Annotated in this window: 27 protein-coding genes; 23 read left to right on the top strand and 4 right to left on the bottom strand. The window is 51.5% G+C overall.

Translation table 11 applies throughout. The annotated features are described in order from the left end of the window. Positions 1-990: 990 nt before the first annotated feature. Positions 991-1,590 (bottom strand): GNAT family N-acetyltransferase, encoded by a 600-nt coding sequence (locus KGZ92_10795; protein ID MBS3889755.1) that lies wholly within the window; start codon positions 1,588-1,590, stop codon positions 991-993. 149 nt (positions 1,591-1,739) lie between these two features. Further along, positions 1,740-2,102: a hypothetical protein gene (locus KGZ92_10790; GenBank protein MBS3889754.1), complete on the bottom strand. Its 363-nt coding sequence runs from the start codon at positions 2,100-2,102 to the stop codon at positions 1,740-1,742. A 260-nt stretch (positions 2,103-2,362) separates the two neighbouring features. Between KGZ92_10790 and KGZ92_10785 the strand changes: the two genes are divergently transcribed. The 11 genes from KGZ92_10785 to KGZ92_10735 all read left to right on the top strand — a co-directional run bounded on the left by KGZ92_10785 (position 2,363) and on the right by KGZ92_10735 (position 10,844). Continuing rightward, entirely contained in the window at positions 2,363-2,623 is a 261-nt protein-coding gene (locus KGZ92_10785) for a hypothetical protein (GenBank protein ID MBS3889753.1), read from the top strand. Positions 2,624-2,951: 328 nt separating this feature from the next. Beyond that, on the top strand, positions 2,952-3,158 hold the full coding sequence (locus KGZ92_10780) for a hypothetical protein (GenBank protein MBS3889752.1): 207 nt from the start codon (positions 2,952-2,954) through the stop codon (positions 3,156-3,158). Positions 3,159-3,364: 206 nt separating this feature from the next. Continuing rightward, a complete protein-coding gene (locus KGZ92_10775; GenBank protein MBS3889751.1) occupies positions 3,365-3,775 on the top strand; it encodes a DUF1801 domain-containing protein in 411 nt (136 codons plus the stop codon). Between the two features lie 45 nt (positions 3,776-3,820). Then, positions 3,821-4,588, top strand: coding sequence for an EFR1 family ferrodoxin (locus tag KGZ92_10770; protein ID MBS3889750.1), 768 nt, complete (start codon positions 3,821-3,823; stop codon positions 4,586-4,588). A gap of 219 nt (positions 4,589-4,807) precedes the next feature. After that, positions 4,808-5,386 carry a TetR/AcrR family transcriptional regulator gene (locus KGZ92_10765; GenBank protein MBS3889749.1) on the top strand — a complete coding sequence of 193 codons (579 nt, stop codon included), beginning with the start codon at positions 4,808-4,810 and terminating at the stop codon, positions 5,384-5,386. A gap of 66 nt (positions 5,387-5,452) precedes the next feature. Next, positions 5,453-7,216 (top strand): ABC transporter ATP-binding protein, encoded by a 1,764-nt coding sequence (locus KGZ92_10760; GenBank protein ID MBS3889748.1) that lies wholly within the window; start codon positions 5,453-5,455, stop codon positions 7,214-7,216. Positions 7,217-7,268: 52 nt separating this feature from the next. Next, positions 7,269-9,062 (top strand): ABC transporter ATP-binding protein, encoded by a 1,794-nt coding sequence (locus KGZ92_10755; protein ID MBS3889747.1) that lies wholly within the window; start codon positions 7,269-7,271, stop codon positions 9,060-9,062. Between the two features lie 68 nt (positions 9,063-9,130). After that, positions 9,131-9,304, top strand: a complete 174-nt coding sequence (locus KGZ92_10750; protein ID MBS3889746.1) for a hypothetical protein — start codon at positions 9,131-9,133, stop codon at positions 9,302-9,304. Continuing rightward, a complete protein-coding gene (locus tag KGZ92_10745; protein MBS3889745.1) occupies positions 9,305-9,481 on the top strand; it encodes a hypothetical protein in 177 nt (58 codons plus the stop codon). Positions 9,482-9,532: 51 nt separating this feature from the next. Next, entirely contained in the window at positions 9,533-9,943 is a 411-nt protein-coding gene (locus KGZ92_10740) for an SMI1/KNR4 family protein (protein MBS3889744.1), read from the top strand. Positions 9,944-10,112: 169 nt separating this feature from the next. Continuing rightward, complete coding sequence (locus KGZ92_10735) at positions 10,113-10,844, top strand: hypothetical protein (protein ID MBS3889743.1); 732 nt, start codon at positions 10,113-10,115, stop codon at positions 10,842-10,844. Between the two features lie 13 nt (positions 10,845-10,857). Here the strand turns inward: KGZ92_10735 and KGZ92_10730 are convergent, their stop codons facing one another. Further along, positions 10,858-12,054 (bottom strand): FAD-dependent oxidoreductase, encoded by a 1,197-nt coding sequence (locus tag KGZ92_10730; protein MBS3889742.1) that lies wholly within the window; start codon positions 12,052-12,054, stop codon positions 10,858-10,860. Positions 12,055-12,065: 11 nt separating this feature from the next. After that, entirely contained in the window at positions 12,066-13,061 is a 996-nt protein-coding gene (locus KGZ92_10725; protein MBS3889741.1) for a helix-turn-helix domain containing protein, read from the bottom strand. A gap of 264 nt (positions 13,062-13,325) precedes the next feature. Between KGZ92_10725 and hypB the strand changes: the two genes are divergently transcribed. The 12 genes from hypB to KGZ92_10665 all read left to right on the top strand — a co-directional run bounded on the left by hypB (position 13,326) and on the right by KGZ92_10665 (position 24,927). Further along, complete coding sequence (gene hypB / locus KGZ92_10720; protein MBS3889740.1) at positions 13,326-13,988, top strand: hydrogenase nickel incorporation protein HypB; 663 nt, start codon at positions 13,326-13,328, stop codon at positions 13,986-13,988. A gap of 3 nt (positions 13,989-13,991) precedes the next feature. Further along, entirely contained in the window at positions 13,992-16,766 is a 2,775-nt protein-coding gene (locus KGZ92_10715) for an FAD-dependent oxidoreductase (protein MBS3889739.1), read from the top strand. 29 nt (positions 16,767-16,795) lie between these two features. Beyond that, a complete protein-coding gene (locus KGZ92_10710; protein ID MBS3889738.1) occupies positions 16,796-17,137 on the top strand; it encodes a hydrogenase maturation nickel metallochaperone HypA in 342 nt (113 codons plus the stop codon). A 15-nt stretch (positions 17,138-17,152) separates the two neighbouring features. Continuing rightward, entirely contained in the window at positions 17,153-18,079 is a 927-nt protein-coding gene (locus KGZ92_10705; GenBank protein ID MBS3889737.1) for a hypothetical protein, read from the top strand. A gap of 372 nt (positions 18,080-18,451) precedes the next feature. Further along, a complete protein-coding gene (locus KGZ92_10700; protein MBS3889736.1) occupies positions 18,452-18,862 on the top strand; it encodes an SMI1/KNR4 family protein in 411 nt (136 codons plus the stop codon). A gap of 137 nt (positions 18,863-18,999) precedes the next feature. After that, a complete protein-coding gene (locus KGZ92_10695) occupies positions 19,000-19,257 on the top strand; it encodes a hypothetical protein (GenBank protein ID MBS3889735.1) in 258 nt (85 codons plus the stop codon). A 152-nt stretch (positions 19,258-19,409) separates the two neighbouring features. Next, positions 19,410-20,564, top strand: a complete 1,155-nt coding sequence (locus KGZ92_10690) for an ImmA/IrrE family metallo-endopeptidase (GenBank protein MBS3889734.1) — start codon at positions 19,410-19,412, stop codon at positions 20,562-20,564. Continuing rightward, complete coding sequence (locus KGZ92_10685) at positions 20,561-21,043, top strand: DUF4411 family protein (protein ID MBS3889733.1); 483 nt, start codon at positions 20,561-20,563, stop codon at positions 21,041-21,043. The genes KGZ92_10690 and KGZ92_10685 overlap by 4 nt, the downstream gene beginning before the upstream one ends. Before the next feature lie 622 nt (positions 21,044-21,665). Then, the gene (locus KGZ92_10680) at positions 21,666-23,006 is read left to right on the top strand and encodes a sodium-dependent transporter (GenBank protein MBS3889732.1); all 1,341 of its coding nucleotides are present in this window, start codon (positions 21,666-21,668) and stop codon (positions 23,004-23,006) included. A gap of 227 nt (positions 23,007-23,233) precedes the next feature. Further along, positions 23,234-23,584: a DUF4269 domain-containing protein gene (locus KGZ92_10675; protein ID MBS3889731.1), complete on the top strand. Its 351-nt coding sequence runs from the start codon at positions 23,234-23,236 to the stop codon at positions 23,582-23,584. A gap of 103 nt (positions 23,585-23,687) precedes the next feature. Continuing rightward, positions 23,688-24,101 carry an SMI1/KNR4 family protein gene (locus KGZ92_10670; GenBank protein ID MBS3889730.1) on the top strand — a complete coding sequence of 138 codons (414 nt, stop codon included), beginning with the start codon at positions 23,688-23,690 and terminating at the stop codon, positions 24,099-24,101. A gap of 313 nt (positions 24,102-24,414) precedes the next feature. Further along, positions 24,415-24,927, top strand: a complete 513-nt coding sequence (locus KGZ92_10665) for a 6-carboxytetrahydropterin synthase (protein ID MBS3889729.1) — start codon at positions 24,415-24,417, stop codon at positions 24,925-24,927. The last annotated feature ends 9 nt before the right edge of the window (positions 24,928-24,936 follow it).

Below are 24,936 nucleotides of genomic sequence, written 5' to 3'. Positions count from 1 at the left end.
CATGAATCATGCACCTCAGGTCTAGCATGATCTGTGCCTCTGCTGAGATCGCTTGCGAATTGCGGGGAAGCGCCGGGGCCCTAGTCCTAAACGGCTGTAGACATCGACGCAATATTTCAGCGAGGGAGAGTGGCCATTGCCACATGCGGACTCTAGAAAGCGGCTTTCTATGAGTTCCGTTTCTTATTTTACGGGGCCTAGCATAGCGGTGGTTTCGCGCTCTGCAGTAAAGACCTCGGGGCCTTGGTCTACAACTCGTTGTTTGGATTTAGCGTGTTTGGTAATCGCACTCATGCCCTTATACAATGACGTTTGCGCTGGCGTAAATAATGAATAATCTCGTTTCGCCATCAAGATTAAGAAAACCTGCCTCCAAAATGGAAACAGGCGAATATTGACAACGTTTTGTCGGATTAGGAGGGCATAGAGTACAAGACCAGTGCGACAACCTTGCGCCCTCAAGCAGAAGGGGTATGTTCCTCAGGGGGCGACGGTTAGCTTCGTCGTCTGGTGGCAACGAGACAAGGAGTCTGGCGAAGAAGTAAAGATTGTGCTGCCGGAGATTTATCTTGCAAAGACGAGTTACACAAGTAAACAGAGACCATGATATTGCGCTGGGCGTGTGCTTTAGCATGCCTATACGATATGGTTAGGGTATTCTTGGGGGCGCAAAAAATTAGAACCCCTAGGGACTAAGGGGGGGGATCGCATTTGCAAGTTGAGATGAAGTCGATACCGGAGAAATTTGCTGGTTGTGAAGCCTTGTTCGATCAACTTAGATGTGTCGATCCTGTGATGAAGAAAGTGAGTGTGCACGGAAGCCCATCCATAGGAAAGATAGATGGACATTGTTTTGATCTCCTTAATCGTGATGGGCCCTGCGAAAATTGCATAAAGTCGTGAGCCCGCTTAGTGCAGAGGGCGAGAGTTAGTGCAGTAGGAGTGTAGTAAGGGCAGTGTCACCAATAATTGGGTAGCTTGGGCCTTTCTCTATAGCGAAGCCTGGAGGTGGGCCGCAAAACCTTGCGGGTAGAGCAATTCCCACTCCTCACGTAGCGCACCGTAGGCCACGCTGTCGTAGTAAAGACCATTTACTATGCGGGCCTTACGGAAGCAAGCCTCTTGCTTAAAGCCTAGCTTCTCCGCAAGGCGCATCATGCGGGTGTTGCCTGACCAAGTGGCTAGCCCGATGCGAACGAGCGCAGGATTTGCCTGCAATATGTAGTCAGTCCAAAGCCCAAGGGCCTCATACCCTAGGCCGCTGCCCCAGTAGGATGAATCGAAAATGCTGACGCCAACACATAGCCAGTTAGTTTCCTCCCCCTGCCAATACCATGACACCTGGCCGATGATTTTGTCCGTTTCTTTACAGGTGATGGCCATGTTGTTCCGCGGGGTGGGGAAGGAATTGTCCCTGATATTCGCTTCGCGGCGCGCAATCATTTCCTCTATTTCAGCAGGAGTTGAGTCAGGGTAGTATGGGCCATCGAATTTTTGCCACTCGTGCTCAGGTTGTGACCAATGCCTAAACAGGGGCAGGTCAAGCAGTGCCCAGTCGCGGACATCAATGAATTTGCCAGCGAGTCTCATTATCGTGCCCTCCTAGACGGAGTATTCTATGTGGTTATTGTACCATAGTCTTCGATGCCTTGCCATGTACCCTCAATCACTCATCTATCTATAATCTATCTTAAGTCCGAATCATTAGGCATTGCGTCCCTAGCGCTTTGCCCCGCGCACTAATCTATGGGTTTGGCGTGTTGGTCCAAAGGCAAGTGCAGGACTAAGAAGGGGCGATTGCCCTCGACGATATGTATGGTTGTGCGGTCATCGCGATACTCAATGCGAGCAAGGTCAATCTTGTTGCCCGTCCACGTACTACCAGTCTGGCTAACGGAAGCGCCGTCGTTGATTAGCACATAGACTGCATCGCCGGCGGGACGTAGCCAGAGGCCCCTTGATATTTGCAAAAACGCAACCCAACTCCAAGTCTCTCCGCTAACAAAGTGCCAATAGTACATACGCACCACCGCCAAAATGGTTTCGCTCATCAGCCACACATCTGCCCCCAATGCTGTCAGATTTTCGTAACCGCCTAGCATTAACCGCAAGCCCTCATCTTGCCCTGTGGCAAGGTGAGGGCTCTTTGACGCTTACGAATATTGACAACAGCTTGTAGGGCTAGCAGGATTTCTGGTCTGGCGGGAGTAAGTAAGAGACTGCAGTGTCATGCAGCTTGCCCAGAAAGTCAGAGTGACTGATGCTAGTGAGGCTGTCGAGAACCTCAGGGGACGCTTGGGTGCGCAGCAAAGTGAAGCGTTGGGCTAGGAGAGAAATTTCAATTTGTGAAGGGGTGCTTGGCTTGAAATACACGGAGATTAACTCCCAGACTATCGACAAGTGGGTGGAGGAGGGCTGGGAATGGGGGGTGCCAATCTCAGAAGCCCAGTTTGCTCTGGCAAAGGCAGGTCAGTGGTCAATGTTGTTGACGCCGACCAAGCCGGTGCCCACAGGGTGGTTTCCAAGCCTTGTAGGCAAGCAGGTGCTGGGGCTAGCCTCTGGCAGCGGCCTGCTCCATGAACACGGCGTGCCCACATTTTGGGCGACCTTGGTCGAGAAATAGCAAGTGTTAAGGTAAATTTCCAATAATCTTTAGCAGAGCGGTCAGATGCACCACCGCTGGCGATAGGTGGTGGTGCCTGGCGGCCGATTACTACACTGTGGTCGGCGGTCTATTTTAGAGAAAAAAGTGCGACACCATGGCGCGCCAGCTATAAGTATGGAATAGCAGGGAAGTGACTTGATTGGCAGGCCGCAAAAGGTGAATGTTGACAATTCTACTTAATCCCCGCAGGAGATTGGCTTTAGTTAGCGAAGTCAACTGATTGTAGGGAGAAAGGTGCCTCGCATTCTTCTGGTAACAAGTAAATCACATCCGATGGAGGGATAACATGAAGTTTGGGTTTAGAACGCCAAGCATCAAAAAGAGCCTGAGGGCAAGGACTAGCCTTAAGCGCATGGTGAGGCACAATCTTGGCCTCAAAGCGCCGCGCGGACTAGGCTGGCTAACTAATCCTAAGAAAGCCCTATACAACCGGGTATACAATCGCACCACCGTCAGCGTTTGGGATATCTTAAAGAAGCTCTTTAAGTTTTAAAAGGGGGCTCGTCTCTTAGTAGTTTTGCGCCGATGATTCGGTAGGTTTGCCTACAGGACCGAGTGGTATTGTTGGCCGCCTTGTACGCAAGTCCGTGGTTCTTCAGGGCCCGGCAGGTGAACTGGTATAGGCGTCGAAAGTGTACGCTAGCGCTAGTAACGAGCGGTTTCGCTTCGTTTATAGCAAGGCCTGGAGGTGGAGAAGTTATGTGGCGATGTCCAGAATGCCAAAGAGAATTTGCCAAAGTGCAACAGGCGCACTACTGCGGTGCTGCGCCGGAGACAATTGATGCCTATATCGCGACAAAACCGGAAGAGGTGCGGCCCTACTTAATCGCTGTGCGCGCTGTGCTGCGAAGCGCCTTGCCGCAGGCCAAGGAGCGTATCTCTTGGCGAATGCCAACCTTCTATAAAGGCAAAAACATCATTCATTTTGCGGCCTTTAGTAAGCATATTGGGTTGTATCCAGGGTCGGAGGCCATAGTGCATTTTGCGGAGCAGCTCGCAGGTTACAAGACCAGTAAAGGTGCTGTGCAGTTCCCATATAGCAAGGCTTTGCCGTTGACATTGATAGCGGAAATAGCGAAGTGGTGCGAGGCGACCGGGCACCATCATTGACCCATGGTGATTGCGTAAATCGATAGATTTAAGGGGGAAGTCGTCATGTACAAAGATGTTCAGCTGTACTATTTTTCGGGCACTGGCAACACCAAGGCCTTAGCTGAAGCCGCGGCTCTGTTTATGACACAGTCGGGTTCAAAGGTTGTACTGAGCGACATAGCCGTTGGTAACGGATTCAGCCCAGTTGATCTCATAGGTATTTTCTTGCCCGTTTATTCCCTTGGCGCGCCCCGCATCGTCATCAATTTCGTGCAAGCACTGCCACCAGGGGAGGGCAGGGCGGCCTTTGTTATTGCTAACGCCGCAGGCATGGCGGGCACGGCGCATGCGGCGATCGCCAGAACGCTAATTCTTAAGGGGTACCATGTTAAATTAGCTGAATGGGTGAATATGCCTAGCAACTACATTGTCGGCCGAGAAGCAATTGCGCACGAGGAAGCAAGCAAAATCATCGGTCCTGGCATAGGCAGGGTGATCTCGCTACTTAGTGCTATGGATACTACGCCAAAATCACGGCCTAGCTTTAATCCGTACAGCCCTATAGCACTCGCCCATCGCATGTTTTTGCTCGGGTTAAACTACATGCACCGCTTCTATCGGGTGAATACCAAGTGTACGGGCTGCTGCGCCTGTGTGGCCATGTGCCCCACGCAAAGTATCGCGCTTAACAATGAAGCTCGCCCCCTCTGGAAGGTAGGGTGCGAGCACTGCATGCGCTGTGTCAATTTCTGCCCTGAGGCAGCTATAGAATTCGGCCGCTTCACCAAGGGGAAGAAGCGGTACACTTACTGGCAGGGAGAAATGCGTTGAGACGTAAAGGGCTTTTGTAACCGCCTAACGCGCTGAGTCGTCTATGGCAAGGTGAAAACGTGACACATATTTTGGACGCAGGGCAGTCCCCGGTGGGATGAGCCTGCGTCCGCTTCTTTTAGCGCGTGGCGGAAAAAAAAGAGAATCCTACCTTGACAGAGCCGTGTTCAACTCCTACAATGTAAGTGCTTACTTACTTTAATAGGGGTGGTGTTGGGGTTGGATGAGACGCGAAATCGCATTTTGCGGGCGGCGTTGGGGCTTTTCTCGAGCCAAGGGTATGCTGCTGCGACCACGCGGCAGATAGCCGGACTTGCTCAAGTGACTGAAGTTACTCTGTTCAGGCACTTTCCTACCAAAGAGAAGCTTTTCGAGGAGGTGGTGTGCAAGTCCTTGCCGGGTCCTAGGTTTGCCGAGTTCGTGGCCCAAGCGAAAGAATTAGAGTACGAACAGGCGCTGCTGGCGATCGCAGAGTTTTTCGTGGCGGGTCTGCGGGAAAATGAGGCTTTAATCAAGATATTGCACATGGAGCATCAGCGGCACAGCGAACTTATGGAGCGGATTTACATTGCGCTAGTTGACAACAGTAGCGCACTCTTAGCATCCTACTTAGCAGAGCTGCAGGAGAAAAACATTGTACGCAAGTTTGACGCGCGAGTTGCGGCCAAGATGTTTTTAGGAATTTGGGTGGGGCTCTATGAGGAAGAGCATCTCTTTAGCGTAGATTCTACCCGAGAGTCGTCTAAAGAGGCTTGGCATGATTGTTTAGAGATTTTCGTGCGAGGAACACGGGCCTAGCATTTGAGTTCATGTCAAGCGGCTCAGGGTTGGGGTTCGATTGACGGAATGAATGGGGGAGCACCTTTGCTAAAAATTCTTAAATACCTTAGCAACAAAGAGTGGGGACTTGTCATTACAAGTCTCGTGCTCATTATCTTGCAGGTCTGGTTGGATTTATCACTACCTGAGCGCATGGGGCAGATTACGCGGCTAGTGCAGACGCCTGGCACGGCAATGAGCGAAATTATCAGTGCTGGCAGGGCGATGTTGCTGATAACGCTAGGGAGTGTTGTTATGGCCGTAGTTGTGGCCGGATTGGCAGCACGTATCTCCTCTAGTCTGGCGGCACGGCTGCGAGCGAACATATACAATCGGGTGCAGTCTTTCTCTACGAAAGAAGTCAATGATTTTACGGTTTCTAGCTTGATAACTAGGTCAACCAATGATGTTGCGCAGGTGCAGGGACTGATGATGGTCGGGTTACAGATTCTTGCCCGGTCTCCCATCTTGGCCGTATGGGCAACAATTAAAATTATGGACATGAGTTGGCAATGGTCAGCCGCAACTGGCCTTGCCGTCGCCGCCTTAGTCATAATATCGACACTGTTCATTGGCCTTGCTATTCCTAAATTTAGACTATTGCAGGAGCAAACAGATGACCTTAACCGAGTTTCGCGGGAGCAGTTGACGGGTATTCGCGTTGTACGGGCCTATAATGCCGAGGCCTTTCAAGAGGCCAAATTTGCCAGGTCAAACAGGGCCCTCGCACGAACAAATTTGCACACTAACCGTTTAATGGCCTACCTATGGCCATGCATTGAGCTGCTCATGAACGGCTTGACTTTATCCGCGTTTTGGATTGGTGCCGTCTTAATTGCCGCAACGGTGGGGGCGCAAAGACTCGCTCTGTTTTCCGACATGATGGCATTTTCATTCTATTCCATTCAGCTACTAGTAGCGTTTATGTTGCTAGTGATGATTTTTATGATGCTTCCTCGCGCTAGTGTAGCAGCCAAGCGCATCAATGAGGTTCTGGAAACTGAGCCAACAATTTTAGATGGGAAGTTGATTGGGGCGCACGGCGCGAAAATCGGCGAGGTCGAATTCAGGGATGTGAGCTTTAAATATCCGGATGCGGAGGATTATGTTCTTAAAGATATCAGCTTCAAAGCCCACAAAGGAGAAACCGTGGCCTTTATTGGCGCCACGGGTTGTGGAAAAAGCACGATTGTTAATCTTATTCCTAGGTTTTTTGATGTCACCGCAGGGGCGATCCTAGTAGCGGACGTAAATGTCAAGGATTATATGCAGGCGTCACTGCGTGACAAGATAGGTTATGTAGGCCAAAAGGCAATTCTTCTAAGCGGGACCATCTCCTCTAACGTCGCCTTTGGTGCGAACGGTAACGGTGAAATTAAGCGAGAGGATATTGTCTCGGCAGTGGCCGCTGCACAAGCAACGGAATTTGTGGAGAGCATGGCGAGTGGGTATGACAGCGATGTTGCTCCAGGAGGTAGTACTTTCTCTGGTGGACAAAAACAACGCATTTCGATTGCGCGGGCCATAGCGAAAAAGCCGGAGATACTGATTTTTGACGACAGCTTTTCGGCGTTAGATTATAAAACAGATAGGATGCTACGTAGCGAACTAAAGAAAGCTGCGGTGGGAACAACCATCTTCATTGTTGGTCAGCGCATAGGGACCGTCAAAGAGGCAGATAAAATAATTGTTTTAGAAGAAGGCAGGATTGCCGGCATCGGTACGCACCACGAACTCTTGCAAAATTGCCCCGTGTACCAGGAGATTGCATATTCTCAGCTTTCAAGGGAGGAATTGGCAGGTGACTAACGAAGGTTTCACAGAGCGCGAGACAGACAGTACGTCCTCTGATTCGCTTGGCATGCCTGATTTCACGATGTTTGATGGAGCAGGCAGTTTTGCGAAGGCGAAAGACACCAAGAAAACAGTGAGATTATTGCTCGCCTATACACGCAAATTTCTGCCCCAAATCTCACTAGCTGTCATGGCGGCCATTACCGGAACGATACTTTCGTTAGTTGGCCCAGATAGGCTAGCGGCGCTCACTGACTTGATAACAGCGGGACTGATGACTTCAGTTGATATTGGTCGGGTAACATCAATAGGGTTCAGTTTGGTCGTAATTTACTTTGCTAGCGCCGTTTTGTGGGCCTTGCAAGGGCAGATCATGGCCACGGTAACGCAAAAATTGTCGCAACGGATGCGCCAAGATCTTGCCCAAAAAATTAACCGGCTGCCCATGTGGTTTTTTAGCAAGAACACAACAGGCGACACCTTGTCGCGCATCACCAACGATGTAGACGCGCTAGGGAACAACTTAAATCAAAGCCTGACGACTCTTATCGCGTCATTGACCATGCTCGTGGGTGCTCTTGTCATGATGCTACTGATGAATTGGATAATGACGGTGGCGGCAGTTGCTTCGGTCGCCTTCGGGTTTGGCATCATGATGGCCATCATGAAAGTGTCGCAAAAGCACTTTGACGGCCAGCAAAAGTACCTTGGCATAATAAACGGCCATATCGAAGAAACATTCACAGCCCATACCATCGTCAAGGCATACAATGCCGAGAAGCAGATGTCTCAAGTCTTTGCGGAACAGAATGCCCATTTAGAGCGAAGTGCCTTTAAGGCTCAGTTTCTTTCGGGGCTGATGATGCCGATCATGAGTTTTGTAGAAAATATAGGCTATGTTGCGGTCATCGTAGTGGGTGCAGCCTTAGCCCTAGGTGGCCATACATCCTTAGGGGATATAGTTGCCTTTTTGCTCTACATCCGTTTCTTCACCCAACCTCTAACTCAAATTGCGCAGCTAGCACAGGGTTTGCAGGTCGCAGCAGCGGCAAGTGAGCGGATTTTTGAATTCCTTGGCGCAGAAGAAATGGCAGATCAAGGCGAAACAAGAGATGCCGTTGTGGCGGCTGCTGGCACGGTGGAGTTTAGGAAGGTAAACTTCAGCTACGAGCACACCGGCAAGGTCATCATCAAGGACTTTTCGGCCAAGGCGGTACGCGGGCAGAAGGTGGCCATTGTCGGCCCAACGGGTGCGGGTAAAACAACACTTGTCAATCTGCTCATGCGCTTTAATGAAGTCAATGAGGGTGAAATTTTGATCGATGGCGTACCCACTAGTCGGATGACCAGAGAGCATGTTCGTTCCCTTTTTTGTATGGTGTTGCAGGATACCTGGCTCTTCGATGGAACTATAAAGGAGAATGTCATCTACAACAAACAAAATGTGTCGGATGAGGCAGTGGAGAGGGCGTGCAAAGCTGTCGGGCTGCATCACTTCATTCGCACCTTGCCAAATGGCTACGATACCGCTCTCAGTGATAAAGTAAACCTCTCCATGGGGCAACGGCAACAGATTGCTATCGCCAGGGCCATGATTGACGATGCCCCCATGTTGATTTTGGATGAAGCTACAAGCTCTATTGATACACGAACTGAGCTGCATATTCAGCAGGCTATGGATATGTTGATGCAAGGGCGGACTTCATTTGTTATCGCTCACCGCCTGTCAACGATAAGAAATGCCGACTTGATCTTGGTCCTAAATGACGGAGACATTGTCGAGAGCGGTAAGCACGATGAGCTTATGGACAAGGGCGGATTCTACGCGGAGCTTTACAACAGTCAATTTGCTGTGGCGTGATGTAGCAAGTGGAGCAGGTGCAAGGGTTGCCGACAACCATCTGAAGATTCAACTTTGGCGAATTTCCGGTGGAGATTTTTGGGCAAGCACTCCCCGTCGAACGACAGAACGCATACCTGCACATGACTGAGCCAACATTCGCCAAGCATTTTGGTTTGCTAGGCGACCCGTATCAAGCTCTACTTGAGATGGCCAAGGCCTCTTTGGCCATATACAGACCGGCAATCGAGGAGGAGAAGTAGATGGAGCGTACGCATAGGGTGGATTTCGTGTCCGATGACGAAAAGACAGTAGATAGGGTAGCTATCTTCTACTTCTCTGGAACTGGCAACACGTGGTGGGTGGCCAATGAGCTGACAGATGAACTGCGGACTGGCGGCTGCTTAGTCACGACGCGGAGTTTGACCCTGCTGTCTTAATCGGCGGGTGTAAGCGTTACTAGTTTTAGCTGTAAAGGCAAGGTGATAATCATGTGGAGACAATGTGTGCTAAAGGCCGCGGCTGGTAATCCGAACGTAAAGCTAAACCCGCCAGCGGACAATAGCGACATCCTAGCAGCCGAGAGAGCACTAGGCATTCGTTTTCCGTCCGATTTAGTAGAGATGCTTAGGCAAGTTGATGGCGACAATTACTTCTTGTTATCATGTCGGCAGATCGTTGATGTTAATCTAAGGCTGCGCAGCGTAACCGCCTGGATGCCGCTTGACTGCTTGTTATTTGTGGCTGGTAACGGATGTGGGGATTATTTTGGCTACCCTATCACTGGAGACGGCGTTAAGGAGACAGAGATATTTATGTGGGAGCACGAGTACGACAACCGCATCTTCAAGGCCAATGGGTTGCGCGAAGCAGTAGAAAACTACTACAAAGACACTATCTAGTAGCAGAAAGTGTCAACAGGCAAGCAACAGGCTCCGTCTGTTGCTTAGTCCTGCGAGCCGAGCATCTTGTTGCGCTAGGGACGGAGCCTACTGCTTGGCGAGAGATACTGTCAATCCACCGATACTTTTCGCTTGCCAAACCGCAGGCGGTTTAGATGGAAAGGGAGATATGATGCGTAGCAAACTGAAGGAAAGCGACCTTTCCATACCGATTGTGGAATACTGGCACAAGCTAGGCTATTCCGTGCGTACGGAGGTAAAGAACTGCGACCTTGTGGCCATGCGCGGAGAAGAACTAGTAGCCGTAGAGCTTAAGCTTACCCTGGGGCTCCACGCCTTAGTTCAAGCCACCAGGCGTCAGCAAGTAGCGGACGCGGTGTATGTTGCTGTGTTTAGGCCGCAACGCGGCACGAAGTCTGGTCGCTGGAGGGGAGTGCTGCAGCTCTTGCGTAGACTGGAGCTGGGGTTATTGTTAGTCGATCCTTTTTGCAGTCCTCCGCAAGTAGAGCTGGCACTGTCTCCGCAGCCGTTCACGGGACGGCGTAATTCCAAGGCCCGAAAGGCGATGGGCATAGAAGCGTCTCAACGTAGTCTCGATCTAAACACGGCAGGCACTTCAGGGCAAGAGATTATGACGGCCTACCGTGAGCACGCCTTGCGCTTGGCTCATCTGTTATCGATGCATGGGCCCTTGACGGCAGCGCAGCTACGTAAATTCACCATGAATCCTAAGACTTGGGCGACTCTGTATCGCAACGTCTATGGGTGGTTTAAGCGCATGGGGCGAGGGATATATGCGCTGACTGATATAGGCCATGCAGCACTCGCCAAGTATGGAGAGCTTGTCGCACTGTGGTCAGTGACTCCTGAAGATGGGCGGGTTCCCTACTTTGGCGAGTAGGGGTAACGCGGCGCTAGAATGTCTGCTCGACGAAGCCCTTTACCGACAAGTAGAGGTGGGAGATTGAGGGTTTGGTGATTAGGGAGCCGATGAAGTAGATAGGTCGGCTCTCTTTTTGTTGGGTAATATCTGTGTAGGTAGCTCCGTGCAGGGCCTCCTTTTTTAGGTGGGGGAAGATGCGCCACTGCCTGGCCGCGATGAGATGCTTTACGACTATGCCCGAGGCCTGCAGTTCGTGGTGGATAGCGGTGATAAAGTGTTGGTCTAGGAGGCCGTATGCATAGGCCACGGCAATGGTGCGCTCTTTTTGTTTGTAGGCGTGAAAAAATTGCAGTGCATTTTGCTGGCCCAGATTGTCGAGGTAGTAGGTGGTCACTCGATTCTTGTTGGCGATCTCAAAGGCACAAGACACGTAGTCATTGGTGCTTAGCCTTTGCATGAACGCGCGAGCCGGTTCATCTTGGATGGCAGTAGGGGACACCACCGTAGATATGAGCACCTTGTCGAAGGTGTCTATGCCGTAGGCAGTGCTAACCTGTACTCTGCCGCCCTGCGGCGCGATGCCACTGACCTCGGTGTAGCGGATGTCGGTAATGTGGCAGCTCAATTTCGCAATGATATCTGCAGTTCCCTCATTGATGAAAAGGAGCTTTTCGCCGCGCATAAATTGGTTGATGGTCCTAAGGTCGAAGGCATTAAGCGCGTAGTAAGCTTGTACTTCGTCGATGCTGCCAAAGCCATAGGCCGAGAGGTGCGGAGCTATAACGCGGTGCACGGCTTTAAAATCGTGGCCGGATAAGAACTCACTCAAGGGCACATTTAGGTCCTCGTGTACATAGCCGTAGGTAGTCTCGCCATCAAAGCCACCGTACTTGGTCAACAAGACTTCAAGTCGCGCTAGCTCGGACATGAGGAGAGCGATTTCGTGCTCCGGCAGCAAGGGGACGCGGGCGTAGCTCTTGTCGACAAAGTCTCGGTAACTGTGGCGAGCAGTGTAGCTGACATCGAGCTCTGCGAGCAGCTCCTTAATGTGGTCGTTAAGAAAAAAGGCGGTGCCAAGTTCCACCCGAAAGTTCTTGCTGACCAGGGTTTGGCAGTGGCCGCCAAGGTTATCTTCGCGCTCAAAGACAGTGGTTTTGATACCCTTTTGCTCGAGTAAGTAGGCGGCAAGCAGGCCGCTAAAGCCTCCGCCGATGACAGCTATCCGCATATGTCCACCTCCTAGTAGACTCGGTCGATGTAAGCCCAGAGCGGCAGTATGGGCGCGATGCCCGTGGTCTTAGTCACATATTCAAGGGGAGAGCAAGTGGCGTGCTCATATTCAAGCTGGTCTCTAAAATTGTAGCGGCGTAGAAACTGCTGCACTGCTAAACGCACTTCTGGCAATGAGCGCACCGCGAGCAAGTGTGGTATGAGTGTCGCAGATAGATTTCTGGTGTAGGCCTCGCGTACTGCATCTAGTTCTGGTAGGGGCTTATGCTTGACATGCCGATACAGGGCGACATTCAGGCCGGAGCTGTGTAAAATATCCTGCACATGTGACATTAAGTCCCTGCTGTCACTATCCTTCATCCCACAGGTGTCCATGAAAACGAAGTGCTTGAGCTCGAAATCTAAGCATTGTGCAATAGGAAGTGCCACCGCGCTGAGCAAATTTTCGCTATGTCCGCCCAAGAAAGTACTGTGCACGCGCGAGCAGGCGACGCGGCTTTTGTAGTCAAGAACGGTGTACTCGTACACCTCTCCTATGCCGTCATGGCGACCGAAAGGTGTCGCCCACATAAGCCAGCACTCGCCAACTTGGATTTCTTCTAGAGGGGGTGGCTCTGCGCTTCTTGGTGGGTGAATGCCACGCGAGTACCTGAGGCGTGCCTTTCTACGTGTCAGCTCATGTCGTTTCAAGATATTGTAGACCGCGGACTCACTAAGGTGGCAGCCGATACTCTCTAGGCGATACTTGAGCTCACGCGGCCCTAGGCGGGGGTTCTTCTTGAGCAGGGCGAGTAGATTGTCCACAGTGGCTCGGGCGGTCTTGTTGTGGGGTGGGCAGGCCGCTCGCACAGAATCGAGGCCCTGCAGGCCATGTTCCTGGTACCTTCTTAGCCAACGGTAAAACAAGGTGCGCGAGATGCTGTGTCGGCGGCAAGTGACCGAGATGCCATGCCGCAAGGCCTCTTGAATGATCGTCAATTTTATTTCGCTGCTGAACTTAGACACGTAGCTACCACCTCAGTCTGCGACATTCTCACGTGACTCCCGCGTTGAATTAGCGAAAAGAAAAGAAATTTTACTTTTGCGAAGTGTTAACACAGCGCAGCCTATTTTTTGGGGCAGCACAGCATAAGTTGTGCGGGGAGTCGGTGAGATGGGGGCTGTAAACAGTACGCCAAAGTAATTTGTTCTGTTTGCGACCGCTCTGGGGTAGATTGAATGGCCACTAGGGCCTTGTTATAATCAGGCCAAAACAAGGTGGTGAATAGTATCGAAGGGCCAAAAGTTTTTACGGTGAAGAAAGGTTTGTATGAGGACAATAAGCTAGTGGCAGAAGCAACGCGGGCCAGACTGCGAGCAAAAAATGTCTTTATGATCAACATCATGTCATCGCCAGGGAGCGGCAAGACAGAGGCTATTGTAAGCACTATACAGGCGCTGCGCACGAAGATGCGCATTGGTGTCATTGAGGCCGATGTCGATTCTGATGTAGATGCGCGGGCTGTAGAAGCTGCGGGGGGTAAGGCCGTGCAGATGCACACGGGCGGGCTCTGCCATGTGGACGCGACAATGGTTAAAACGGGGCTAGATGAGCTTGGATGCGAAGACCTAGACCTAATCTTCATTGAAAATATCGGCAATCTCATCTGTCCGGCAGGGTATGACACGGGGGCGATGCGCAATGTCGCGATTCTCAGTATTCCAGAAGGCGATGACAAACCTTTAAAGTATCCAGCCATTTTTACAAAAGTAGATGTGCTGCTGATAAGCAAGGTAGATGTCGCGCCGTTTTTTGATTTCAACTTGTTACTTTTAGAACAAGCTGTGCTAAAACTGAACCCTAAGATTAAGATCATGCCGATATCGGCGAGGACTGGGCAAGGAATGAATGTTTGGCTGGACTGGATAAGATCAGAGATAGGAAGGGGTTAAGCGATGACCAATAAAAGCCAGAAGACTAACTTCAATAAGTCGCAGCGCTTTAATTTTGCATTAACCTGGGCAGATGTTGACGGCCGGCCCTACCGGCAAGAGATCGTGGACTTGGCGAATAAAATTGGGCGCACCAAGCCTGGCAGCGGGCGTGATGCTATACCATATGGTCCTGAGTACTATGCGCTCGACCCCATCCTTGATAGCTACCAAGTCAAGGTGGCCATGCAGTTGCAGTTTCGTAAACCACTTAGTGCCGAGGCGGTGGCGCAGTCCTCCGGGGAACCGCTAGCTAAGGTAAAAGCAGCGCTAGAATATATTGCTTGGGCCGGCGTCGCTTTTGTTAACACCATTAATGGCCAAGATGTGTACTGGCAAGATATCTTCGTACCCGGACATATGGAAATGATCGTAAACAACAAGGAAGTAGTGGCGAAGTACCCACAGGTGGCCGAGGCCTTTTACTACTTTGGCAGCAAGAGGGGGCCTATGGCAGTCGGCATCATGCCTATCGGTGGCGGACCCATGCGGGTGCTGCCTATTGAGCGCGCCATCGATGGTCAATCCCGCAAGGCCAGTTATGAAGAGTTATCCAAGCATTTAAACGACGCAAGCATTTTCTCAGTCTCAGATTGTAGCTGCCGCACCTCGCGGGAGGCCATGGGAGAGGGCTGCGGTCATCTCAAAGAAGAAATGTGCATCCAACTTGGGCATGCCGCTGAGTACTATATACGAACAGGGCGCGGTAGAGCGATAACTCGTGATGAAGCCCTAGCCATAATACGCCGGGCAGAAGAGAATGGACTCATGCACTCTGTACCCAATCTCGATGAGCCTGGACATACTCATGCCATATGCAATTGCTGTGGCTGCGGCTGTTTTGCCCTGCGCCTAGCCAATGAATACCTTAACAATGATATAGTCCGCTCCAACTACCGTGCCGTTGTTGATGAAGGGAAGTGCGTGGCTTGCGGCGAGTGCGTCGAAAGCTGCCCCACTAATGCGGTCCGGCTGGGGCAGAAACTCTGTAGCGTAAAACCCATTGATGCCAGAATTGCTAAAGAAACTCCCCACAACACAGAATGGCTAGAGGACAAGTGGAATAGCGATTACCGCATCAGCAGGAAGAATACCCTTGATTCAGGAACCGCGCCTTGCATTACCAAGTGTCCGGCGCACATCCCAGTTCAAGGATACCTTAAGCTAGCCTCACAGGGCAAGTATACTGAGGCCTTGGAGCTTATTAAAAAGCACAATCCCCTGCCTGCCGTCTGTGGGCGCGTTTGTCCTCGCATCTGTGAGGAAGACTGTACGAGGGCGGACATAGATGAGGCTGTGGCGGTAGATGACATCAAGAAGTTTATTGCCGAACAAGATTTAATCAAGAACACACGTTACAAACCACGTATCCGACACAATTATAGCGACAAAAAGATCGCCATCATTGGCTCTGGGCCTGCCGGCTTAGCCTGTGCTTACGACCTAGCCGTAGATGGTTATGATGTCACCGTGTTCGAAAAAGAAGACAAACTAGGTGGTATGTTGATGCTGGGTATTCCTGCTTATAGGCTGGAGAAAGAAGTATTAGAGGCAGAGATAGATATCATACGCGAGCTAGGGGTTAAATTTGTTACTGGCGTAGAGGTAGGATGCCACACCACCCTGCAAGACTTGCGTAAACAGGGCTTTCACGCTTTCTTCCTAGCTGTCGGCGCTGGCCCCGGGCGTAGATTGGGCCTGCCAGGCGACGAGGCGGAGGGCGTTCTCAGCGGTATCGAGTTCTTGCGGCGCATAAACAGCGGCGAACAAGTGGGTGTCAAGGGCAAAGTTGTGGTAATAGGTGGCGGCAATGTGGCACTAGATGCTGCAAGAAGCGCTGTGAGGCTGCAGGGGGTTACTGAGACAGAGCTTTACTGTCTTGAAACAAGGAGCACAATGCCAGCACACAAAGAAGAGGTAGAGGCAGCAGCTCATGAAGGCGTGGGGATACATAATTCATGGGCACCAGCCCGTATCATAGTTCGGGATGATGCCGTCGTAGGCATGCTGTTTAAGCAGTGTACGGCGACCCACGATGAGGCGGGGCGCTTTAAGCCAAAGTATGATGAAGCTAAGACCCTTATGGTGGAATGCAACCAGGTAGTGGTCTGTATTGGGCAAGCATACAACTATGCCACTCTGCTACAAGGCGAGTCCGTAGCTACGACCGAGTCGCAGGCTATTGCGGTGCACCCCGTTACTTTGCAGTCCACCCGACCTGATATATTTGCCGGTGGCGACGTGGTGAGTGGCCCAAGCTATGCCATTGACGCCATCGCAGCGGGTAAAGAGGCAGCTGTTTCCATCCACAGATTTGTGCACCAGGGGCAATCGCTCGTCTTCGGACGCGATATGTCTGACTACACAAGACTAGACAAAGGTAATGTGGCGGCGATCTCTGACTATGATGGCACAGAGAGGCAGAGGGCACGTGAGGTCGATCACCAGTTAGCAAAGGTGACATTCAAGGACACCAGAGGGCTACTGACTGAAGAACAGATCAAGAAAGAGACCTCGCGCTGCCTCGATTGCGGTGCCAGTAAAGTTGACCACTACTTGTGTGTCGGATGTGGAGCCTGCCATATCAAGTGTAAGTTTGACGCCATTAAACTCGAGAGAGTGCATGATGTCAAGGGTTACAAAATTGAGAAGTTGCCCCGCACCGTACTCAAGAACGCTGTACTCCGCAAGGCCAAGATTGCGCTGCGCAAGGTCTTTGCCCCTAGTGGGCGCCGCTAGGCAAATGCATAGTGCATGTGGGGGTATCTATGCATGAATTAGGGATTGTCTTTGAAGTGCTTAGGGTCGTAGATCGCTTTGTGGTCGAAAACGGCCTGAGTCAGGTCGGAAAAATCGTGCTGGAGATAGGTCAGTTGTCACAGGCCATCCCTCGTTTTATTGAGGAATGTTACCCTGCCGCCGTTGCTGGCACGGCGTACGAAGGGACTGAGCTTGAGATTGTGGTTGTTCCCGCGCTCGGTGTCTGTGGTCAGTGCCAAGTAGAGTACAATGTGGTGGAACGGCGCAAGATTTGCCCATCTTGTGGTGCCGGGCGCTTCACACTACAGTCAGGGCAGGAGTTCATAATCAAAGAAGTAGTTGCTTGCTAATTTAGGAGGTGTGTCATGAATATATTGTACAAGGGCCTAACTTTCGAAAGCTTCTTTGCACTAGTGCTGTTCATTGGCGCAGTACTACTGGTAAATGAAATTTCGCGCAGATCGAAGCTGATGTCAGTCGTCATATATGGGATCTTGCCGGTAGTTTTGGCTGCAGGTGTGTTCTTCGGCGTGCTTGGATCCCCAACCGGAAAGACATGGTTTGCCTGGGTCAAGGTTGTATCCGCATTAGCCGGTGTCTACGGCTTTTTGCTGATTCGGCATACCAAGCTTGGCAGCAGCAAGTTCGCGGCTTACTTTCCAGCTGCAATACTGGCACTAAATATTGCCGAAGCGATATACCGTGAGTTCGAGGTTTATGCTACCTACAGGGCGTTGACTGTTGATGCCGGCGGGGTATTAGTTCAGGGCGGGGTGTGGAACTTACTGAATGGTATTGCGGGGATTTTGACCATTATCACCTTGACAGGTTTTGTGGGCATTCGCGTCTCCAATGACCGCACTCGCGATATGATATGGCCGGATATGACATGGATGTATATAATTGGTTACACTCTGTGGAACTTTACCTATGTGTACAATTGTATATCTACGCGGTCGATGTATGCCGGCTTTGGCATATTGCTGGCGGCTATCATCGCTGAGTATGCCTTTAAGCGTGGGGCTTGGCTGCAGCATCGTGCGCAGATACTAGCTTTCTATGCCATGTTCTCGCTCTCGGTTGATTTTCAGGCGGCTACCTTTTTTCAAATATTGCCGACATATAGTCCGCAAGTGCTCATGGGTCTCAGTGCTTCCTCCCTTGCGGTTAACGCCGGGCTCTTGGCGTACACGCTCTATGCGGTAGCTAAGACTAAGAGAAATCCATTGCGGCAAGAAGTCTTTGTGCATACCGCAGGCTACAAGGCCACCATAGCGGCGAATCATCTTTAGTAAAATAAAGCAAACACACGGGCTTATGTGCTTCTTCTAGCACATAAGCCCGTGTGTTTGTGGGGCAGGAATGCCTTTGGTTTAATCGTAACTATTTGGGCATGGCAGGTAAAATACTTGAGGCGTCGAACTTGCTGGTAAAGTGGCGAAAGCACAATATGCTATGTAAATTGTGCCCGGAGGCAGCCATAGAATTCGGTCGCCCGCCCAAGAGAAATGCAGACGCCAAGCTGCAAAGAGTTATCGGCATGTCGGGCATTGTGACACAAAAGCGCTGGGTCCTTTGTTTGCGTTGCTATTCTTTCTGTGCGACACAGGGCTTTACATATCGTGGCCGAAAACACAACTTCTAGCTGTAAGGGTAAGGTGAAAATGATGTGGAGACAATTTGTGCTAAAGGCCGCGGCTGGTAATCCGAATGTAAAGCTAAACCCGCCAGCGGACAGTAGCGACATCCTAGCAGCCGAGAGAGCACTAGGCATCTGTTTCCCGTCCGATTTAGTAGAGTTGCGGAGGCAAGTTGATGGCGACAATTACTTCTTGTTATCCTGTCAGCAGATCGTTGATGTTAATCTAATGCTGCGCAGCGTAACCGCTTGGATGCCGCTTGACTGTTTGCTATTTGTGGCGGGTAACGGATGTGGGGATTATTTTGGCTACCCTATCACTGGAGACGGCGTGAAGGAGACAGAGATATTTATGTGGGAGCACGAGTACGACAATCGCATCTTTAAGGCTAATGGGTTGAGCGAAGCAATACGTCCCTTTTGCTTTGAAGCCTAGGGGGCATAAGCTTTGGCAAAGTGACAAGGCGCAAGTGTGGTGTGAAACGAAGCGGCTGGTGGTCACTCTATGCGAATAGCAGGCCGAAGCCGCGATACCGGACGAGGTAATTTAGATTAACCTGAAGGAGGCAGACCATGAGAAAACGAGAGGAAGTCGGGCGGCATACCGACTCGCGTATCGCCGTCGTCGAAGAGGTCGGCGACGTCGAAGAGACTGAAAAACCATTTGGAAAACGCTGGCATCACGAGGCAATAGTCCTGCGGGCCGAGCATCTTGCTGCCCTGAGGGAAGGAAAAGCGTTGGCTGTGGATGTCCGCGAGGAATACGTTGTATTTGTGAGGCTGGACGATAAAGTAGCCATGAGGTTGAAGGAATTGGAGTTTGGCGAGTGACTGGGTGGCTCAGATAGTTTGACTGACTGTATAATAGTAACGTGTATCCGTGATCCACACATTCTTGCTGCTTTGCGCGACATGCTGCTACCAAAGCTTGTCTCTGGCGGGTGTCGGGCAAGGGATGCCAAGAAGTTCGGAGGGGAAGCCATATGAAAACTCGTATAGCCGTTAATCCTGCCTTGCTTGCTTGGGCACGCGAGCGCGCCAGGATGGATGCTCTTACCTTGGCGAAGCGCTTTCCTAAGATCGCACAGTGGGAAGACGGTAGTCTTCCGCCTACGCTGCGGCAACTGGAGGAATTCGCCCGTGTGGCTCATGTGCCGATCGGCTACCTGTTCCTAGCTGAGCCGCCGCACGAAACGTTGCCGGTGTCGGATTTTCGTACCTTGGCCAGTCACCACATCATGCGGCCCAGCCCTAATCTCCTAGACACGCTCTACTTGTGTCAACAGCGCCAAGACTGGTTTCGTGACTATGCTAGGATCCACGGCCTACGGAGGCTTGCTTTTGTCGGCAGTGTCCGGCTGCAGGACGATGTTTTGCAGGTTGCTAGGTCCATGCGGCATACGCTGGGGCTCACGGTGGCTGATCGTATCCGGCTTCCTACCTGGACAGACGCGTTGCGGCAGCTTACTGCCAAGGCTGAGGATGCTGGGGTGCTGGTGATGGCAAGTTCCATCGTCGGCAGCAACAGCCACCGCAGGCTCGACATGGAAGAGTTCCGCGGTTTCGCTCTTGCTGACGACCTAGCGCCGCTGGTTTTCATCAATGCGGCCGACAGCAAGGCGGCGCAGATGTTTACCTTGGCCCATGAGCTCGTTCACCTCTGGCTCGGCGAGAGCGGCGTGTCCGACGTTGAGGCTGGACGCGTGCCGCAGCAGCACGTGGAGCGTTGGTGTTGTGCTGTTGCGGCGGAACTGCTGGCGCCGCTAGAGGATTTGCGGAAGGAGTTTCACGCCGATGCTCCTTTGGCGGAGGAGATACAGCGGCTTGCTCGTGTCTTCAAGGTTAGTTCGCTTGTAGCGATTCGAAGGTTATTTGATGCGGGCCATATAGACCAGGCCACGTTGTGGGCCGTATATCGCGAGGAGCTCGCCCGGCTGCGCAGACTTGACCAGGGCGTGAAGGGTGGCGGCGACTTCTATCGCACGCTCGGGGTACGCACTGGAAAGCGCTTCGCACGCGCAGTGCTGATCAGCACATTGGAGGGGCACACGCTATTCCAGGATGCCTTCCGTATGTTGGGCGTGCGCAAGACGGCTACGTTTTATCAAGCGGCACGGGAGATGGGGGTAATGCTGTGACTTACCTGTTGGATGCTAATGTATTCATCCAAGCCAAGAATCTGCACTACGGGTTGGATTTCTGCCCCGCTTTTTGGGCGTGGCTGGTCGTGAACGGAGCAGCAGGGCGTGTGTTCAGTATCGATAAAGTAGCAGAGGAGATTGCCGCCGGAGGCGACGAACTGACCAATTGGATGAAACTTCATGGTGCAGCGCTCGTCCGCCCTACGGATACGCGCGTGGCCGCGCAGTTCGCCAAGGTGAGCGCCTGGGCGACGAGTCAGCGATATGAACCGGCGGCTATCAGTACCTTTCTCCAAGTGGCTGATTTCTACCTAATCGCACACGCACTTGCAGATGGTCACGTGGTGGTTACTCACGAAGTGCCAGCCATCTCCACTAGGCGCATCAAGATCCCGAACGCCTGCATCGGGGTTGGGCTGCGTTACATGACCCCCTATGAGATGCTTCGATCAGAGCGCGCGCGGTTCGTTCTCTAGGGACGGAGCCTGTTGCTTGGCAGGTGGTCTCTCAGTTGCTTAAGCCGCTCTTTAGTATGGGGGCCGTACCTCCGGGGTGCCGTGCGCGTGATGATACAGCTTCGCGCCATAAGCGGGCTCCGGTTTTTTTGCGCGGTGGCTAGGGCCGGGAGATGGGCCTAGATTACCCTTGACCCTAGTCGCGAACGACGCTGCCGCGAGGCAGAAACAATTGCATCGCGGATTCAACGCACTTGCCAAAGGAGCGGTGCTACTCCGGTTCATTCGGTATGGTCAGCATTTGGAGAAACTGCGAGAAGGGCCATGGTACATTCGTGCTGACGTGCTTGATCTTGCCCGTAAAGCTCTGGAAAAGAGGTCCAAGCAGGAATGACCTTCTATTTTTAGCGATGAGAATGCGTAATCTGCGCCATAAAGGCCAAGATGGAGAGATCCCTAGGTAATTTCTTGAGAATTCTGTTGACTTAAGTTCTGCGCTTGAGGTACTATAGCGATTATATACTTAATATTGCGATAAATTGCGGTGGGAGGTGAGTAGCGCAAGCGCAACGCGTAGACCCTAGACTCTGTATCTTTGGCAGGCGGACACGAACGTAAGTAATGCAAGGGGGATCAACCAATTATGAGTGACAAAACACCGGCAACAAGCGAGAAGCGGGAGATGTGGTCAGGAAAGCTCGCCTTTATCCTGGCCAGCGCGGGGTCAGCCATTGGCCTCGGCAATATTTGGATGTTCCCGTGGCGCATGGGGACTTACGGTGGCAGCGCATTTTTGCTAATCTATCTCGTGATTATCGCGGTAATCGGTCTCGTGGCCCTGATGGGTGAATTCGCTTTTGGCAGAGCTAACAAAACCGGCCCCATCAGCGCGGTGGCAGCTGCCTTTGCCGAGCGCAAATGGCGTGGTGGGGCTTGGGTCGGCTTCTTGCCTGTTCTCGCTACGGGCGCCGTAACCGTCTTTTACATGATTGTCGTGGGCTGGGTCTTGTACTATGTCGGATTAGCCTTGCGCGGTTTCGCAGGGCAAGATCTCGCGCTAGCTTTCAATTCTTTTGCCGGTTCCGCCGCGGCGGTGCCATGGCATGTTATCGCTGTGGTGATGACGACAGCTATTGTTTATGCGGGTGTGAAAAAAGGCCTCGAGCCAGTCAATAACATTTTGTTGCCCGCCCTTTTCGTGATTCTTGTAGTACTGGCTGTGCGTGCCTTGACCTTGCCGGGTGCGCAGGAAGGACTGCGGTTTATCTTCACTCCGGATTTTAGTCAACTAGCTAACCCGTTGACTTGGTTTAACGCCTTGGCCCAAGCGCTCTTCTCTTTGAGTCTGCTCGGATGCACGTTGGTTATTTATGGCAGTTACCTCCCCAAAAAAGCGGACATACCGCAGGCTGCAGCCTACACAGCCCTCTTTGACACTGTGGCCGCCATTTTAGCTGCCTTAATCGTGTTCCCTACAGCCTTTGCCTTTGGTGTCGCGCCTAACGCAGGCATTCCGTTGTTGTTTATAACTTTGCCCAGCTTGTTCGCCCAGATGCCCGCAGGCGCATTGTTTGGCACGCTATTCTTCCTGTTGGTTGCCTTCGCGTCTATTACTTCCGCTGTTTCACTTTTTGAATCGGCAGTGGAGCCGATGATGGACGCGCTAAAGTGGAATAGAAAGAAGGCGACTCTCGCTACAGGAGCGCTGTCGCTCATCATCGGTTTGCCGCTCACCGTTAACCAGCCCTTGTTCTCTACGTGGATGCGCTTTACTTCAGCAATTATCATGCCTGTAGGCACCCTCATCATGATGGTGGTAATCTTTTGGGTCTATGGTAGCGCCCGTATCCGCAAAGAGGTCAATGAAGGGGCAGCGACGCCTATGGCCGCCTGGTGGGACTTTTTAGGCAAGTATGTGGCTGTTATTGTGACGATGCTCATACTAGTAGGGGGGACTCTGCGCTATTTTGGTTTGTGGAAGTAGGCGTAGCTATGTCGATGCGGTCGCGAAGGTAGTTGGTAGATATTTGTAGTTCGACCTAGTTCGCAGTTTTGCGCTAGGGACGGAGCCTGCCGCTTGACGAGAGGTCACTAGTCGGATTAAACCGCAGTGTCAGTTCATCTATAGACTTCAGGAGGTCTGTTGCACCGATGATTAGGAAGACACGTCCATAGCTAGCTTCGTCTAACACCGGAGCCAGTGCCTTTGTTATTGCCAATAACAAGTCTGGTGGAAGGCAGGGTTTGCCCACAACCATCTGCAGGTTCACCTTCGACGGATTTCCAGTGGAGATTTTTGGGCAAGCACTTCCCGTCGAACGACAAAACGCATACCTGCACATGGTGGTAGAGTACGAACTGCTCTGTCTGCATCAAGCGGCCCGAGAGGCGATTAGAGCTCTCAAACGTTTGGGATACAAGACTGAGCCGGCGTTCGCCAAGCACTTTGGTTTGCTCGGGGACCCGTATAGGGTCCTGCTAGAGATGGCTAAGGCCTCTTTGACAAGAGAAAAACTGACAACGGAAGAGGATATAGAGACGCAGCGACACCATAGAGGGTAAATTCGTGTCCGCTGACGAAAAATCAGGGGTTAAGGTATGTATGCTCTACAACGCAGTATCTTTCGCCACCCAATGAGGGCGAAATCATAAGGGTAAGGTGAAAATGATGTGGAGACAATTTGTGCAAAAGGTCTCGGCTGGTAATCCGAACGTAAGACTAAACCCGCCGGCGTCCAATCGCGACATCCAAGCAGCCGAGAGAGCACTAGGTGTTCGTTTGCCGTCCGATTTAGTAGAGATGCTTCGGCAATTTGATGGGGACAGTTATTTCGTGTTCTCCTGTCAGCAGATCATCGATACCAACCTCATGCTGCGCAGCGTAACCGCTTGGATGCCGCTTGATTGTTTGCTATTTGTGGCGGGTAACGGATGCGGGGATTATTTTGGTTACCCTATCACTGGAGACGGCGTGAAGGAGACAGATATATTTATGTGGGAGCACGAGTACGACAACCGTGTCTTTAAGGCCAATGGGTTGCGCGAAGCAATAGAAAAATACTACGCAGACGCTCTCTAGTGGCAGAAAATGTTACAACAGGCAAGCAACAGGCTCCGTCCCTGTTGCTTCGTTCCTGTTGCTTGCCTGTTGCTTCGAATCTTTTACCTCACTATTGCTTTTTTCTTCTGTACGTATATACTTAGGTTGTGATAATTACAATCTAGTAATAAATACGGTCTAGTAATTATTGCCTCGCGTCAGGGTGGCAGCTAAAAAGGAAGCAAGCCTCCCTGACCTACGCTCCGGAAGTGAAGACATTTCATGTCGATGACCAAGTGGTATATTTGAAGGCATCTGTCTCGGGTGCCTTTCGAATATAAGTGAAAACAAAATGAAGGAGGTCATTAACTTGCCAAACGACAAGTACACATCAATCGTAAACCTCGATTTCCAGTACGCACATAGGTTTATGAACTGGCCGAGAGAGGCAAAGCACCTGCATGGGCACTCAGGCTTATTGACGATAGAGCTTGAAGACACCGTCGACCCAGTAACTGGCTTTGCTCACTCCTGTAAAGATGGGGTCAAAAAGGCATGGGAAGTTTGCGACCATTTCCACCATGCAACATTGTTTCAAGAAGGCGACCCACTTCTTGAGGCCGTCCTTGCTGTCTACAAAAAGGAAGGCATCACCAATGATCCAGAGCACTGTATCCCGCTGAAAAAGATTGACCACGCTCTTGCCTGGTCATATCCGGAGTACAGAGTCGTTGTGACTAAAAAAGTCTCCACTTGCGAGAATCTATGTGAGCTCTTCTACGAGCTTCTTAAAGACAAGATGCCAATCAAAAAAATTACTTTCCGTTCATCTTCCATGAATGCAGCATCGAAAGAGTTTAAGTAAAAAATAGCT

The sequence above is a fragment of the Bacillota bacterium genome, from assembly GCA_018333655.1.
GTDB lineage: Bacteria > Bacillota > UBA994 > UBA994 > UBA994 > BS524.
Note: the sequence above shows the minus strand (reverse complement) of the source record. Positions and strands in the feature narration are given on the sequence as shown.

Excerpts from the sequence above, each read along its gene's own strand:
- KGZ92_10790 (MBS3889754.1), bottom strand. The coding sequence starts at position 2,102 with ATGCTAGGCGGTTACGAAAATCTGACAGCATTGGGGGCAGATGTGTGG.
- KGZ92_10780 (MBS3889752.1), top strand. The coding sequence starts at position 2,952 with ATGAAGTTTGGGTTTAGAACGCCAAGCATCAAAAAGAGCCTGAGGGCA.
- KGZ92_10795 (MBS3889755.1), bottom strand. The coding sequence starts at position 1,590 with ATGAGACTCGCTGGCAAATTCATTGATGTCCGCGACTGGGCACTGCTT.
- KGZ92_10755 (MBS3889747.1), top strand. The coding sequence starts at position 7,269 with ATGCCTGATTTCACGATGTTTGATGGAGCAGGCAGTTTTGCGAAGGCG.
- KGZ92_10775 (MBS3889751.1), top strand. The coding sequence starts at position 3,365 with ATGTGGCGATGTCCAGAATGCCAAAGAGAATTTGCCAAAGTGCAACAG.
- KGZ92_10670 (MBS3889730.1), top strand. The coding sequence starts at position 23,688 with ATGATGTGGAGACAATTTGTGCAAAAGGTCTCGGCTGGTAATCCGAAC.
- KGZ92_10770 (MBS3889750.1), top strand. The coding sequence starts at position 3,821 with ATGTACAAAGATGTTCAGCTGTACTATTTTTCGGGCACTGGCAACACC.
- KGZ92_10715 (MBS3889739.1), top strand. The coding sequence starts at position 13,992 with ATGACCAATAAAAGCCAGAAGACTAACTTCAATAAGTCGCAGCGCTTT.
- KGZ92_10705 (MBS3889737.1), top strand. The coding sequence starts at position 17,153 with ATGAATATATTGTACAAGGGCCTAACTTTCGAAAGCTTCTTTGCACTA.
- KGZ92_10680 (MBS3889732.1), top strand. The coding sequence starts at position 21,666 with ATGAGTGACAAAACACCGGCAACAAGCGAGAAGCGGGAGATGTGGTCA.
- KGZ92_10700 (MBS3889736.1), top strand. The coding sequence starts at position 18,452 with ATGATGTGGAGACAATTTGTGCTAAAGGCCGCGGCTGGTAATCCGAAT.
- KGZ92_10690 (MBS3889734.1), top strand. The coding sequence starts at position 19,410 with ATGAAAACTCGTATAGCCGTTAATCCTGCCTTGCTTGCTTGGGCACGC.
- KGZ92_10695 (MBS3889735.1), top strand. The coding sequence starts at position 19,000 with ATGAGAAAACGAGAGGAAGTCGGGCGGCATACCGACTCGCGTATCGCC.
- KGZ92_10730 (MBS3889742.1), bottom strand. The coding sequence starts at position 12,054 with ATGCGGATAGCTGTCATCGGCGGAGGCTTTAGCGGCCTGCTTGCCGCC.
- KGZ92_10735 (MBS3889743.1), top strand. The coding sequence starts at position 10,113 with ATGATGCGTAGCAAACTGAAGGAAAGCGACCTTTCCATACCGATTGTG.
- KGZ92_10710 (MBS3889738.1), top strand. The coding sequence starts at position 16,796 with ATGCATGAATTAGGGATTGTCTTTGAAGTGCTTAGGGTCGTAGATCGC.
- KGZ92_10745 (MBS3889745.1), top strand. The coding sequence starts at position 9,305 with ATGGAGCGTACGCATAGGGTGGATTTCGTGTCCGATGACGAAAAGACA.
- KGZ92_10665 (MBS3889729.1), top strand. The coding sequence starts at position 24,415 with ATGAAGGAGGTCATTAACTTGCCAAACGACAAGTACACATCAATCGTA.
- KGZ92_10740 (MBS3889744.1), top strand. The coding sequence starts at position 9,533 with ATGTGGAGACAATGTGTGCTAAAGGCCGCGGCTGGTAATCCGAACGTA.